Annotated in this window: 11 protein-coding genes; 6 read left to right on the plus strand and 5 right to left on the minus strand. The window is 50.2% G+C overall.

All coding sequences use genetic code 11. The annotated features are described in order from the left end of the window. Nucleotides 1-19 precede the first annotated feature (19 nt). Both B5P39_RS09430 and B5P39_RS09435 read left to right on the plus strand, forming a co-directional pair. A complete protein-coding gene (locus tag B5P39_RS09430; RefSeq protein WP_088211325.1) occupies nucleotides 20-1,027 on the plus strand; it encodes an ATP-grasp domain-containing protein in 1,008 nt (335 codons plus the stop codon). Nucleotides 1,028-1,327: 300 nt separating this feature from the next. Beyond that, a complete protein-coding gene (locus B5P39_RS09435) occupies nucleotides 1,328-2,191 on the plus strand; it encodes a DUF481 domain-containing protein (RefSeq protein WP_088211452.1) in 864 nt (287 codons plus the stop codon). 55 nt (nucleotides 2,192-2,246) lie between these two features. On the opposite strand, the gene B5P39_RS09440 is transcribed toward B5P39_RS09435, so the two are convergent. Then, nucleotides 2,247-3,872, minus strand: a complete 1,626-nt coding sequence (locus B5P39_RS09440; RefSeq protein WP_176399899.1) for a M28 family metallopeptidase — start codon at nucleotides 3,870-3,872, stop codon at nucleotides 2,247-2,249. Nucleotides 3,873-4,032: 160 nt separating this feature from the next. Between B5P39_RS09440 and B5P39_RS09445 the strand changes: the two genes are divergently transcribed. Next, nucleotides 4,033-5,058, plus strand: a complete 1,026-nt coding sequence (locus tag B5P39_RS09445; RefSeq protein WP_088211327.1) for a GGDEF domain-containing protein — start codon at nucleotides 4,033-4,035, stop codon at nucleotides 5,056-5,058. A gap of 67 nt (nucleotides 5,059-5,125) precedes the next feature. Here B5P39_RS09445 and B5P39_RS09450 read toward each other — a convergent pair whose 3' ends face one another. Genes B5P39_RS09450 through pdsO form a run of 3 tightly spaced genes read right to left on the minus strand, consistent with a single transcriptional unit; the run spans nucleotide 5,126 to nucleotide 8,932 of the window. Next, nucleotides 5,126-5,815, minus strand: coding sequence for a class GN sortase (locus tag B5P39_RS09450; RefSeq protein WP_088211328.1), 690 nt, complete (start codon nucleotides 5,813-5,815; stop codon nucleotides 5,126-5,128). Nucleotides 5,816-5,824: 9 nt separating this feature from the next. Next, nucleotides 5,825-8,092: a marine proteobacterial sortase target protein gene (locus tag B5P39_RS09455; RefSeq protein ID WP_088211329.1), complete on the minus strand. Its 2,268-nt coding sequence runs from the start codon at nucleotides 8,090-8,092 to the stop codon at nucleotides 5,825-5,827. Nucleotides 8,093-8,137: 45 nt separating this feature from the next. Then, the gene (pdsO, locus tag B5P39_RS09460; protein ID WP_088211330.1) at nucleotides 8,138-8,932 is read right to left on the minus strand and encodes a sortase-associated OmpA-like protein PdsO; all 795 of its coding nucleotides are present in this window, start codon (nucleotides 8,930-8,932) and stop codon (nucleotides 8,138-8,140) included. A 245-nt stretch (nucleotides 8,933-9,177) separates the two neighbouring features. Between pdsO and pdsR the strand changes: the two genes are divergently transcribed. From pdsR to B5P39_RS09475, 3 genes are all read left to right on the plus strand, one after another. Then, entirely contained in the window at nucleotides 9,178-9,870 is a 693-nt protein-coding gene (gene pdsR / locus B5P39_RS09465; protein ID WP_011622965.1) for a proteobacterial dedicated sortase system response regulator, read from the plus strand. A 32-nt stretch (nucleotides 9,871-9,902) separates the two neighbouring features. Continuing rightward, nucleotides 9,903-12,062, plus strand: coding sequence for a proteobacterial dedicated sortase system histidine kinase (gene pdsS, locus B5P39_RS09470; protein ID WP_011717342.1), 2,160 nt, complete (start codon nucleotides 9,903-9,905; stop codon nucleotides 12,060-12,062). A 124-nt stretch (nucleotides 12,063-12,186) separates the two neighbouring features. Further along, complete coding sequence (locus B5P39_RS09475) at nucleotides 12,187-13,386, plus strand: cystathionine beta-lyase (protein ID WP_088211331.1); 1,200 nt, start codon at nucleotides 12,187-12,189, stop codon at nucleotides 13,384-13,386. Nucleotides 13,387-13,498: 112 nt separating this feature from the next. Here B5P39_RS09475 and B5P39_RS09480 read toward each other — a convergent pair whose 3' ends face one another. After that, nucleotides 13,499-13,972: a CreA family protein gene (locus B5P39_RS09480; RefSeq protein WP_441347613.1), complete on the minus strand. Its 474-nt coding sequence runs from the start codon at nucleotides 13,970-13,972 to the stop codon at nucleotides 13,499-13,501. Nucleotides 13,973-13,979: the final 7 nt, after the last annotated feature.

Here is a 13,979-nt window from a genome sequence, read left to right on the forward strand (position 1 = left end):
AATGAAGGTTTGCGATTAAATGCGTGGGTGGATTTTATATAAAGAAACCGCGACTCAGCTAAAACCTGAATTGTATGAAATTGAACGTCTATTGGCGGCTGCCAAGGCCGACAATATTGAGTTAGAAGTGTATGCTCCGGATGAGTTCGATCTCACCGTGACGAGAGAAGACAACAAGAGTATTTTGTTAAACGGTCAACCCGTTGAATTACCTGATTTTATCATCCCTAGAATGGGCTCCGGCACCACTTACTTTGCGTTGGCGATCATTCGCCATTTAGAACGTTTAGGGGTGTACTGCTTAAATCCATCTAAAGCCATTGAAATCGTAAAAGATAAGCTCTTTTCCCAGCAATTACTGGCCGAGAAGAACTTGCCCACGCCCAAAACCATGCTGGTGAAGTTCCCCGTCGATATCGAACTGGTTGAACGCCATTTAGGTTTTCCGGTGGTAATTAAAACCCTTTCGGGTTCACAGGGTAGCGGCGTGTTTTTGTCCCATAAGGCCCGCGAATTTGATGACTTAATGCAATTAATCGAGGCGACCAATAAAAACGCCAACATCATTCTGCAGGAGTTTATCGCCAACAGCCACGGCCGCGATCTCAGGGTATTTACCATTGGTGGACGCGTGGCCGGCTGCTATGAGCGCCGTGGCCAAGAAGACAGCTTTAAAGCCAATGTCAGCGCAGGAGGTTCGGCGCGCCCCTTCGAGATCACACCTGAAATCGAATGGTTGGCGACCCAAACTGCCAATATTCTCGATTTAGATGTGGCGGGTATCGATTTATTATTCGATAACGGCCATTACAAAATCTGTGAAGCCAACTCATCCCCCGGTTTCGAAGGCTTGGAATCCTGCTTAAACGTGGATATTGCGGCGCAAATCCTGCACTTTATCCGCATCCGTTTAGGCATGTTTAACAAGGACGATAAAGCTAGCGAGCCACGGCCAGCTCAAGCGCTGGGGTCCGAGGTCAGCGCGGCAGACGTCAGTACGTCTGAGCCCAAATCTGCAACTAACTAGCACTGCATATCCTTAAGCTCTTATCTGCGGCTCAGTCTCTACTGGGCCGCTTTTTAGACTGAACCATACATTTTCTTCACAAATCACCAAGATGCAAATTACCGTGATCCCTGCCACAAGCTCGCCATACCAAGCCAAATAGCCGTACTACTTTTGTTTTAAATCACGAAATAACGCAATTTTTAAAACATTTTATTCACATTTTGAAATTTGCTGTTACACTCCAAATGTCCATAGCTTATGGCACTAAAGTCTGATGTTATCGCTGGATATAATAAGAAGAATACTGGAGTAACGTTGATTTCCACTCGTCTAACACCCCTAGTGATCGCCCTACTCGGCAGCAGCCCTGTGCTGGCGGGCGAATTGAGCCTTGAGCTAGGGGGATTTTATTCACAGTCTGATACCAATATGGAGGTGACAAACCCGAACACGGGCAATAACTTCACCTTAGACTATGAATCCGATCTACAACTGGCCGAGAATGAGTTTTTACCCTTTGTTGAAGTCAATTATCACTTTAACGAGCGGCATAATATTTACCTCGACTGGAAACAGCTGCACCGCGACGCCGAAACGCAAGCCTTATCCAAACCCTTTCAAATTGAAATCAACGACACCATTTACGATATTAAGGCCGGTGGCCGACTCAACTCCACCTTAAATATTGATATTCTGCGCGTGGGTTACGGTTACGATGCCATCCAGGGTAGCGATTACGATGTGGGCTTCTCCCTCGGTTTGCACACTATGTTTATCAAAACGGGTTTTGAAGGCGTTATCGGCGTCTGTCATGCCTCTGAGCTACTGAACAATGTCTGTGGTAGCCAAGCCATTCCCCGCATCGTCGATGAAAATGTCACCGCACCTTTGCCGGATTTTGGCGTCTATGCCAACTATGAATTTATTCCAGGCTGGAAGCTGACGACTCACGCCCAGTATTTCTACATAAAACTCAATGATGTAAAGGGTGAGCTGGTAGACGTTAAACTCGGCATTGATGCCAATATCACCGACAACTGGCGCATGAGCGTGGCCTATAACTACTACAAGGTCGATGTGGATATCGCCCAAAAATCACCGAATAAAGATACCCAAATCGCCGACTACAACATTTACTACAGTTTTATCGGCCCGATGCTTTCAGTCAGTTATACCTTCTAACTGATTGATAAGCACAAAAAAGGACGCCTTAGCGTCCTTTTTGCGTTTTATATGATTACTTTTTACGACCGTCTTGCTCACGCTTGGTCTTAAAGTCCGAGGCCTCTAACCAATGGGGCCAATCTTTTCCATTCGCTAAAATGGTGAGCATGCTGGCCATTAGATCTAAATCCTGCTTCACCCCTTCGAGGGTCCAGTTAGGATCATAATCATCGGCGCCCTTGTGGTATTTATGGGCAATATAGTCAGGATCCGTATCCCCAAGGCTCATAAATAACAAGCCAGGCACACCTTGCTGGGCCAGCGCGAAGTGGTCCGATCTAAACATCAAACCATTTTGTGGTCTTGGATCGCCCTTCACTACACGTCCCTGCGCCTTAGCGGCCTTATCCAAATAGGTTTCTAACTCAGACACGCCCTCACCATAGCGCAGAATATAATCCACACCTTGGTTCATATTCATGCCGTCGATATTCAAAAAGGCGACGATGTTTTTAGTCGGTACACTTGGATGCTGAGCAAAGTGCTGGGCGCCAATCAAGCCGGTTTCCTCGGCAGTAAAGGCACTAAACAGAATCGAGCGCTCAAGCGGCGCACTTTGCGCTTGTTTAGCAAAGTAACGCGCCAATGCTAACACACCCGCCACGCCACTGGCGTTATCCACGGCGCCATTGATGATCTCAGGCTTGCCATCTTCAATCACTGTACCCAGATGATCCCAATGGGCATGCATCATCACCACTTCATCGGGGCGACTCTTGCCGGGCAACAGTGCCGCCACATTGTGGGATTCGGCGCGTTCAATCTTATTGTTTAAACTGACATTGGCCTTGAGCTTTAAGGGAATGGCCTTAAAGTTTGGCTTGGCGGCTTGTTGCTTTAAGGTATCAAAGTCCATGCCGGCCTTAGCAAAAATCTTATTGGCGACATCATGTTGCACCCAGCCCATCACGCCCACCTGCCCTTGATTATTATTGGCATCGATCAAGGTGAATTTAGTGCCGGTATTAGAGTTTTGCACCACGCCCCAGCCATAGGCGGCAGGTGCCGTCTCATGGACAATAAATACGGCTTCGGCGCCTTGACGCGCGGCCTCTTCGTATTTGTAAGTCCAGCGACCATAGTAGGTCATGGCATTGCCTTTAAAGACCTTGGGGTCTTGAGTTGCAAAACCTGGGTCATTGACTAACACAATCACAGTTTTGCCTTTCACATCGAGGCCCTGATAGTCATTCCAACCATATTCAGGTGCATTAATGCCATAACCGACAAACACCACATCGCTATTATTTAAATTGACTTTATCGCTAATTCTCTGGGTTCTGGCGGTAAATTCACTGCCATTGGCAAACTTAAGTCCGCCGATATCGAGTTGCATATTTTGATCAGCGGTAATTTTCGCCAGCGGTACCGCCTGCAAATAGCTGTCGCCAAACCCCGGCTTAAGCCCCATCTCTTTAAAAGCTTTCTCAAGGTAATCAATCGTCAGTTGCTCGCCTTCAGATAAGGGCGCGCGGCCGCCGAAGGCATCACTGGCTAAGGTTTTGACGTCGGTGCGATACTGACCGAGATCCATGCTGTCACTGAGGGGAGATGCGGCCATAGCAGGCAGTGACAGTAAGGAACCTAGGGCACCGGCAAGGATGAAATTTTTCAAGACTTTCTCCCAAGTTATTATCATTATTTAATTTTAGCGATAAACTCTATCATATCCCCCAACGCTTTTGGCAGGTAATTCAGCCTGCATTTGGGCATTAGTTGTAACGGGATTTAACGAGCAAAACTGTTTACCCATATGTGGTATACCAAGTTTATCGAGTTATTTTTATTGGGATGTATCCATGTCACGAGATTTATTACAAACCGCAGCCTTGAATCTTAAAAAAGCGGTCCCTTTAATGCTCAAGCATCAAATTCCCACCACGCCAATCAATTATGCCCTGTGGTATACCTACGTGGGCGAACAAAACCCAGCGTTAAACGCCCAGCTCGATACGGTTATCGCCCACTACAACACTTGCCCGCCGGTCAGCAGCGAGTTGTTATTCCGCCAGTATGTCGCCGATCCGGTTGAGCTGGATGTACGCGATATGCGGCTCAACCTTGAGGCCATGTCTACCGAGCTGTCGCAATCGATTCGGGATACCAATCTCGATGCGACTGAGTTCCAAATCTGTATCAACGACAATTTTGCCAAACTCAATGGCATCGAAGAAGGTGCGCTCAGTGTTGAGCAAGTGCTCGATTTAGTGCGTAACTTGGTGAAAGAGTCCGAGAACATTCGCTCAAGCACCGAGTATTTCACTACTCAGCTACAAAAAGCGCAGACTGAGATTGATGCGTTAAAACAAAAGCTTGAAAAAACAGAGAAAGATGTACTTTACGATGCGCTCACGGGCTGTTTAAATCGCCGCGCCTTCGACGCCGATATAGCTGGCATGTTGGCGCAGGCCCCCGAGGGCACCTGCCTTATCTTGGTCGATATCGATCACTTTAAGGCCTTTAATGACAACTATGGCCACCAGCTGGGCGACCAAGTATTAAAAGCCGTTGCGAAGCGCCTACAAGAAGCCTGCCGAGATGGCAGTAAACTGTATCGTTTTGGCGGTGAAGAGTTTGCTATTTTGGTGCCAAAGAGCCAACTACGTATAACAAGGCAACTGGCCGAGGCCATGCGCCGTGGGCTTGAAAAACTCAGTCTTAAGGATAGGCGTAGAGACCAACGCATTGAAAATATCACTGCCTCCTTCGGCGTCGCTCAGTGGCAAGAAAAGCAAGTGGCTATCCAACTGATTGAAAGAGCGGATATGTTACTTTACGAAGCCAAACGCTTAGGTCGAAATCGGGTGATGCCGATGAGCAACTAGCCCGAATAAAAAGGCAGAACTCAGGTTCTGCCTTTTTGTTTATCACGCCTTAATAAATCCTTGCTCGCTAGGCCACCTTTTGAACCCTGGCCTGAGTAACTATCGTGTCAGCGGATTGCACCGCCGCAGGCTCTGGCTCTGGCTCGACCGGGATAGCCTGCACCACAAAACGCAGTTCGGCCCCGCCTTGCAACGTATCGAAGGGATAGCAAGTGATCAGCGTTAAACGATTATCCTCACTTGGCGCGATCCACTCAGTTTGCGATTCATGCACCACTTCGGTCGCCACCACTTGGTAAACAATTTCTTTGCCCGTCGCGGTTTGCAGCGCCAAGCGGCGTCCAACACTGATGCCATTTAACATCGCAAAATGCGTATCCCTGTGCCCTGCAATCACAGTGTTGCCTTGCGCGCCAGCGGGCGCACTCGACAGCACTAAGGCTGGCCCGAAGGCCAAATTACGGCCAGATGCGCCCGCCAGTACATATAAGCTGTCGTTGGATGCCGGACCATCGAAGTGATTGGGTCTGTTAGCTTGCTCGATGGAGAGCTTAGCCACGGGATAGGTATCGGCCCAGGACCAAGGTTTATGGGACTGTCCATCGATTAAGGTTTTAGCCCAAGCCTGTTCAATCAAATATTGGGCAAAGTGTGCTTTCGCTTGCATATAGAATCCTTTTCCAAACAACGTGATGCCGAGTAATACCAATCCCACCAGCAACCCTATTTGTATCTGTTGAGTCATGCGCATACTCATGGACATGACTCAAGTATTCAGCGCTAATGACAGCGCGCGTTGCTGCCGCTGCTGGCGACGAATCGACAGCGCCAACATCAAGGCAAGCAGTAACACTGCGCCACCTAAGAGCATGTCGAAACGGCTCGAGGTCGATGTTTGTGGTAGAACCCCCATAGGCTGCCAACCCAAGGGTAAATGCTGGCGCACCACCGCATCGCGGCTCATGGCATTGCTGGTGATGGGGGTTAAATCCACCGCGACCAAGCTGGTATAAGGGCTGACTAAGTGATAGTTCAGCGATAACGCCGTGACCTGTTGTTTGACCTTGTCATCGTTAGCGCCGTTTTTACTCAGCTCTAATGCCGCAATCTGTTTGCGCGCCCAGAGTAAATCGAGTCCCGCCGCTGGCTGCGCTACATCCGTTACAGGAGCGCTTGAGTCATTGGCTTGCAAAGATAACGACTGTTGCCAGTTTTTATGGCCCTGACGACCGGAGATCACCAGTTCCTGAGGCTCTAGTGGGTGGCGCTTTAGGCTAATCAGCACCGGTTCACCGCGGTATAGATCGGGAATAGGCGCGGGCCAGTAGTCAGGCACAGAGCCATCGTCAAAACGCACCTGCAAATCGGTGAGCACTGGATACTGGATTTTGCCGAGCAATTGACTGATCTTTTGTTCCACCTCATCCACATCACCAATGTAGGTAAAAGTGCCGCGCCCAAGTTCAGCCGCACGCTGCATAAAATGTGAGTTTGGCGCCGAACCAATGCCTACGGTGAAAAGACGGTTGTCGCCGATTTGATTACGGATTAATTCAAATAACGCCGACTCATTGCCGACTGAACCATCGGTCATAAAGATCACTTGTCTTAGCGACTTCTGCTCACTCGACGCTGTGTTAAACGCCTGCCTTGGTAGCGCGGCATTTAAAGCCTGCGCCATTTCGGTGCCGCCATCGGCCTGTAAACGATTCACAAACTGACGTGCCTTGTCCAGATTACTCGCGGTAGCAGGTAATGGTGTTGGCGATAGTAAAGACACATCTGAGTTAAATTCGATAAGGTTAAAACTGTCCTGTGGCCTTAAACCGCACAGCGCATAACGCAGGGCGTTTTTCGCCTGAATGATGGAATCCCCCGCCATCGACCCCGAAGTATCAATCACTAAAATAAGCTCACGGGGCAAGTTAAGTTGTTCACTCGCCTCGACCTTGGGCGGCAGGACCATCACTAAGCTATAGCTATCTGTATTGCTACTATTGCCAGTTGAACCTACATCCGCACTTGCATTGTCGTCCTGAGTCGCATGGGTTTTGCCCGCTTGGTTGAATACCCAAGCCACGGGAATCGTGCCCTGCTTAAGACGCCATTGCAGCACAAAGTCACGATTGGCAGGCACTCGATTAGCCAAGGCCGCCGTCAGTTGGTCCTGTTTTTCCGCTATCGTAATGGGATGATATGGACTCACGACGGCTGATTTGTCCACGCCTTCACCGAGCTTGACCTTAATATCTGCCTTGAGCACAGGGTCTGCCTCGCTATTGGCATCGCGGATGGGGGCAATAATCCGGTCAGCATCGAAGACTTGGCTGCTGGTCACGCGCTCACTCTGGTTCCCACCGAGTGTTAGGCCTGGAATATAGCGCGGTGCCACCACTAGCGGAAAACGTAGGCTAAAGAGACCATCTTCATAATGAATGGTTTCTTGATAACTGATTTCAACCACCAACTTTTCATCGGGAGCGAGGTTGGCGACTTCGGTCGTGAACATATTGGGCCGTTCTTGGCTGACTAGACTGGCACGTTTCCCTTCGGCTTTGGCCTGCTCAAAAACTTGTTTTGCTTGCTGTTTCGGGTGAATTTGACCTTCGATGATCCGCTCACCAATGTGCAAACGCAGTGAGTCCACCGCCGCCTCATTGGGTAAAGGGAACAGATAGCGGCCATTGAGGACAAATCCGGTTTGATTACTGAAAACCTGCTTTACGCTCACCCTATTGGTTAACCCAGAGACCTGCATCGACACTTGCGTGTCCACGGGTAAGGACGGCATTAAACGGCCGCTGGCGGTTTGATACACCAACATCCCTTGGGTGATATCGTCGAAACTGAAGGGTGGCAATGTGCTCGCTGTGTGTTCATCGAAGGTCGCGGCAATATTTTGCGGCGCCGATAAGGTGCCCACACTGTTCGGTGAGGCTAACACCGCAAATGGTAGCCCCCAACAAATGGAGGCGCCTATCACTAGCATCGCCAGTGTTTGACAAACTTCTTTTACCCTTTTCCCTGTGATCATCACAAAGGCTCCTGATCTTGGTTGAATACGATTGATATTGTTGAACTATTCGGTCACGCGGCTCGCCATCAGCCCTTGGTTAGGCTGCATGGTCAGAGTGACTCGGCGATCAAACACATCGGATTCACTATCTTGCTGATCATTGAGTGGCATTCTGGCGCCGAAGGCTTGGGTGGTGATCCGCTCGGGGGCTACGCCTTGCTTAATTAAGTAGCCCCGCACTTCTAACAAACGTTGCTCCGAGAGCGCTTGGTTGTAGGCCAGATCACCGCGACGGTCGGCATAACCTTTCAGCTCGAGATTGGACTCGCTCGAGCGCTTCATCACCTTGGCGACATTGTCTAATTGGGGCAAAAAATGGCTTTCAAGCTCCGACGAACCCGTACGGAACTGCACATTCATGCCCAGTGCCAACTCACTTAACAGTTGTTGTTGCTCGGCGAGCAGTTCATCCAGTTGCTTTTGGGTTGAGGCGTATTCGGCGGCGCGTTGCTCGCTGGCCTGTTGTTTAGCCGATAAGCTCGCCAGTTGTTGGCGCTGCAGGGCAATATGCTGTTGCTGGGTTTTAACCGTGTCGGTGTCGGAGACCGATTGGCCGATTAAGGTGCCGGTAAATCCACCGATAATGGCGCCAACAGGCCCGCCCACTAGGGCGCCAAGTAACGCTCCGCCGCCAAGACCTATCAGCGCTTCGCCATCATCCTCATCTTGCTCAAGCATCTCAGTCTGTGGCTCTGAGAGCACGGGTTGATTTTGCAGGGATACCCTTGCCGATACGCTAGCAATGGGCGCGGCGAATACACTCAGTACCAAGATATTAATCAGCGTCTTTTTCATCATCTCATTCCTTTTGATTTGTGCTGCGCTTACCCGCCTAAGTCATTAGCGCGGCGGGTAAAACGGAATGAGCTTATTAAACACAAGCGCCATGGCATAAGCGGGGATGGAAAATGGCAATGCGACTATCAATTGTGGCAACAAAATGGCAATTGCATTTGGGAGCTTTTCTCAGAAATAAATTCCTGTATAGTCACGAAAACTTATCCCCAGACACTTAGTCCCAGCAGTCAATAGGAAGATGGCTAATGAAACGTATCGCCATTGTGGAAGATGAAGCGGCCATTCGCGAAAATTACAAGGATGTGTTGCAGCAACACGGTTACAGTGTGCAAACCTATGCCGACAGGCCATCTGCCATGTTGGCGTTTAATACCCGTCTGCCGGATTTAGCCATTATCGATATCGGCCTTGGCAATGAGATTGACGGCGGTTTTATGCTGTGTCAGTCCCTACGCGCCATGTCGAACACTCTGCCGATCATTTTCTTAACCGCGCGGGATAGCGATTTTGATACTGTGTGCGGCCTGCGTTTAGGCGCCGATGATTACCTGAGCAAAGAAGTGAGCTTCCCCCATTTGACCGCGCGTTTAGCCGCACTGTTTCGCCGCTCTGAGCTAGCCACCAGCCAAACGCCGCAGGAAAATTTACTGGAGCGCGGACCGCTCACCATCGACGCCAATCGGATGCAGGTTTCTTGGAACCAGATCCCGATTGAACTCACAGTCACCGAGTTTTGGATGGTGCACGCCCTTGCCAAGCACCCGGGGCATGTCCGTAGCCGCCATGAGCTAATGCAAGAGGCGAAGATTTTTGTCGATGACAGCACTATCACCTCCCATGTGAAGCGCATCCGTAAGAAGTTTATGGCTGCCGCACCCGAATTTGATTGTATCGATACCGTTTATGGCATGGGCTATCGCTGGGACAGCCTAGCCTAAACCATGCCAAGTAGCAGATTAGCCAGCATTCTATGACACGCTTTCCCTTCGGTCTTCGTACTAAAGTTATTGGCCTCAGCCTGTTTTTACTCTGCCTACCTTGGCTGGGGTACCAATATGTGTGGGAGATGGAAAAATACCTGCGCCACGGTCAGGAACGCACCTTAGAGGGCACCACTCAAGCCTTAGCGACCGCCTTACACGAGCGGCCCAAGCTGTTCGACGGTCAGGCCAGCTTTTTAAAGCAGGTTGAAAAGAGTCGCGATCTCTATGCTTACCCCCTCGCGGGCGCGATTCTGCTCGATGGTAAACTCAATGAATGGCAGGAATATCAGCACAGATTTATTCAGTACGGCGAGGCCAATCTCATCATGCGCGCCGATCCCAGCACGCCGCTCACCTTGAGTTTTACCCATATGGTGGGTCAGTACGATGGTTATTTGTATGCCTTTTTTCAGGTGGTCGATCCCAATGTGGTGTTTCGTGGCAAAAATGCCTTAAGCGTCGATAGAAACGATCACCTGTCGATTGCGACCCTTGCCCCCGACAATAAATTTAAACGCTATATCGTTGCCACGACTCAGCCCGGTTGGATCAGCGCCTTCGAGCTGCCAGCCAATCCTAAACAAACCGTGCCCGTAACGCCCGAAGTCCGTATTCAAGGGCAATGGGCCACCACGGATGTGGGCTACAATATCGAACTGCGTATCCCCTTAGATATGGTGGGTAGCAAACTGGGATTTGCGATTTCCGATGTCAACGACAGCAAATACCGCGATATCACCGCCGTTGTCGGCACCTCCGCCTTAGATACCGTAGATAAACTCGGTACAGTCTTAGTGCCATCACCCGAAATTGAAAACATTATCAAAGGGATGAGCCACTACAGCTCACGAATTTGGGTGGTCGACAAACACGGCCGTGTGCTGGCGAAGTCCGGCGATATCCGTGACAGCAACAGTGTGTGGACACGCACCCTCGATGATGAAAACAGCAACTCGATGTGGCAACGTTTTCAGCGCGACTACCTGCACCCGCTCTACTATAAAATCCTCACTAAACCACCTAAGGATTTTATCGATTCTCTGCAGGACTCGACCGAACTCGACGGCAGCCATATTCAAAAGGCACTTGCGGGACAACAAAGCTCGACCTGGCGACTGACCCCAGACAATAAGGCTGTGGTGCTTGCGGCAGCCAGCCCCATTTGGATTGATAACAATGTGATGGGCGCCGTGGTGGCCGAAGAAACCACCCACGGTATTCGCACCCTGCGTAACCGCGCGCTGGAAAAACTGTTTAACGTGATCCTGACCATTATGAGCATGGGTACCTTAGCGCTGTTTTTCTTCGCCTCGAGTATTTCGAATCGTATCCGCAAACTGCGTGATGAAGCCGAAAATGCCATCGACAGTCAAGGTCGTGTGCGTAATCATTTAAAACCCTCTAAGGCACGGGACGAGATTGGCGACTTATCCCGCAGTTTTGCCAGTATTGTCGGTCGTTTAGGTCAATACACCCATTATCTAGAGAATATGTCATCGCGCCTGTCCCATGAATTACGCACGCCGGTGGCAGTAGTGCGCTCCTCGTTAGAACACTTAAATTTACAAACCTTAGATAAAGACACGCAAAAGTACGTCGACCGCGCCCAAGAAGGGGTGAGCCGATTAAGCATGATTTTGAACAATATGAGTGAGGCAACGCGCCTCGAGCAGAGCCTCACTCAGGCCGATGTGGCTAAGTTCCCGCTATCCCAAGTGGTGAGCGGCTGTATGCAAGGTTATCAAATGACCTACCCTGAGCAGCAGTTTAGCGTCAAAGTGCCCGAGCAGCCGTTGATGATGCAGGGCGTACCCGAATACATCGCCCAATTGATGGACAAACTTATCGCCAACGCCATCGAGTTTTGTCATCAAGGCAGTGCGATCGAAGTGACCCTCACCCAAGTTGGCAAACAAGCTACTTTGCTTATCAGCAACTTAGGGCCACAGTTGCCAGTGGATATGTCGGAGCAGATCTTCGACTCCATGGTTTCGGTGCGGATCAATCAAGCCCAAGACAAACCTCACCTCGGGTTAGGTTTGTATATTGCGAGGCTCGTGACCGAGTTCCACCAGGGTAAAATTTTGGCCCGCAACCGCAGCGAAAACGATGGGGTCGATATACTGGTCACCCTGCCGCTGAGCTAATCCACGCTCTGCAACTTGAGGCAAACTCATCTGTTTGCCTCCTGCCATTTTCACGGGCAGATGCTAAGATGACGGCCATCACAATGGATAACAACATAAAAACTGACTCGCCAAGGTAAGCCCTATGACAGATAAACATCAGCTAGCCACCCAAATCGTCAGCGTCGGTCGAGATAAAAAATGGACCAAGGGCGTGATTAATCCGCCCGTATTTCGCGCATCCACTATCGTCTTCGACACCATGGAAGACATGCGTCACGCCGCCAAAAACAAAACCAATGGCGAAATGTTTTATGGCCGCCGCGGCACCCCAACCCATTTTGCGTTTCAGGCGGCGATCAGTGAGCTCGAAGGTGGCGCAGGTACGGCGCTGTATCCCTCGGGTGCAGCGGCGATTAGCGCGGCTTTATTATCGTTTTTACAGGCGGGCGATCACCTGCTGATGGTCGACAGTGTTTACGAACCAACCCGCGATCTTTGCAGCCATATTCTGGCGGGCTTTAATATTGAGACCACCTATTACGATCCCCTGATTGGTGAAGGTATCCGCGAGCTTATTCGCCCCAATACTAAGGTGCTGTTTTTAGAGTCTCCCGGCTCCATCACCATGGAAGTGCAGGACGTCCCGACCCTATGCCGTATCGCCCATGAACATGGATTGGTGACTATTCTCGACAACACTTGGGCGTCGCCAATCAATAGCAAGCCCTTCGAGATGGGTGTCGATGTGTCGATTCAAGCCGCGACCAAATATATCGTCGGTCACTCTGATGTGATGATAGGCACCGCGACCGCCAACGAAAAGCACTGGCCGCAGCTGCGTGAGCGCAGTTATTTATTGGGGCAAACCACCTCCCCCGACGATGTGTATCTCGCTACGCGCGGATTACGCACCCTAGGCGTGCGCATGGCACAGCATGAGAAAAATGCCCTTAAAGTGGCTAACTGGTTGAAAACGCGCCCCGAGGTTGACCATTTACGTCACCCCGCCTTTGATACCTGCCCGGGACATGAGTTCTTTAAACGCGACTTTAGCGCCGCAAATGGTCTGTTCTCCTTCGTGTTAAAGCAAGGGGATCAAGAAGCGGTCACCGCCCTCGTTGAAAATATGCAGCATTTTAAAATGGGCTTTTCTTGGGGCGGTTATGAGAGTCTGATCCTAGGAATTTTCGGGATTGAAAAAATCCGCAGTGCTACCCAATGGGATGCAAGCAAACCGTTGATCCGTGTACATATTGGCCTAGAAGATCCCGATGATTTAATTGCCGATCTCAGCGCAGGCTTTGAGCGCTTTAATGCCGTACTCGCCGCCAAGGCCAAATAAAGCTTAAACAAATTATGTGTTAAACAACGAAGGCGGGAACTCTCCCGCCTTTATTTTGCCCCGCCTTCTTTGTGCCCCACCATCGTATGACTTCGGCTTCAATTCACCTTTGCTATTTGGGCGGCGCCGCACTTATTGCGGGGTCAATCCACGCCTGTGAGCCGTACAAAGGCACGGTCGATAAGGCATGTTTGTGGCTACCATTGGTCTCTTTAGTCGAATAGGACAAATACAGCAAGGTTTGATTGGGCGCATCGTAAATTCGGCGCACTTTTAAGCTCTTAAATAAAATACTTAAAGATTCGGTAAAGACCACTTCGCCGTGTTTGCTCTTATCGATGTTGGCGATATCGGCGGCGGAAATCGGCCCCGTTTGCCGGCAACTTATGCCCATATCCGAAGGATCGGCAAAATCAAGGTTCGCCTCGATACGGCTAATATGGCAAGTGACCCCTGGGATTTTTGGGTCCTGCTTGGCATCGATAATCACATCCTTAGTGGTAAATAACCCAAGGCTCACTTTACCTACGTCATCGCCACAGCCCGTGAGTACCGTCCCCGCCAGTGTCACGGCCAGCAAAGACATCAAAGCC

Source organism: Shewanella sp. Shew256 (genome assembly GCF_002196695.1).
Classification (GTDB): Bacteria; Pseudomonadota; Gammaproteobacteria; order Enterobacterales; family Shewanellaceae; genus Shewanella; species Shewanella mangrovisoli.

Excerpts from the sequence above, each read along its gene's own strand:
- B5P39_RS09430 (WP_088211325.1), top strand. The coding sequence starts at position 20 with ATGCGTGGGTGGATTTTATATAAAGAAACCGCGACTCAGCTAAAACCT.
- B5P39_RS09440 (WP_176399899.1), bottom strand. The coding sequence starts at position 3,872 with ATGATAATAACTTGGGAGAAAGTCTTGAAAAATTTCATCCTTGCCGGT.
- B5P39_RS09445 (WP_088211327.1), top strand. The coding sequence starts at position 4,033 with ATGTCACGAGATTTATTACAAACCGCAGCCTTGAATCTTAAAAAAGCG.
- B5P39_RS09450 (WP_088211328.1), bottom strand. The coding sequence starts at position 5,815 with ATGAGTATGCGCATGACTCAACAGATACAAATAGGGTTGCTGGTGGGA.
- B5P39_RS09455 (WP_088211329.1), bottom strand. The coding sequence starts at position 8,092 with ATGATCACAGGGAAAAGGGTAAAAGAAGTTTGTCAAACACTGGCGATG.
- pdsO (WP_088211330.1), bottom strand. The coding sequence starts at position 8,932 with ATGATGAAAAAGACGCTGATTAATATCTTGGTACTGAGTGTATTCGCC.
- pdsR (WP_011622965.1), top strand. The coding sequence starts at position 9,178 with ATGAAACGTATCGCCATTGTGGAAGATGAAGCGGCCATTCGCGAAAAT.
- pdsS (WP_011717342.1), top strand. The coding sequence starts at position 9,903 with ATGACACGCTTTCCCTTCGGTCTTCGTACTAAAGTTATTGGCCTCAGC.
- B5P39_RS09475 (WP_088211331.1), top strand. The coding sequence starts at position 12,187 with ATGACAGATAAACATCAGCTAGCCACCCAAATCGTCAGCGTCGGTCGA.
- B5P39_RS09480 (WP_441347613.1), bottom strand. The coding sequence starts at position 13,972 with ATGTCTTTGCTGGCCGTGACACTGGCGGGGACGGTACTCACGGGCTGT.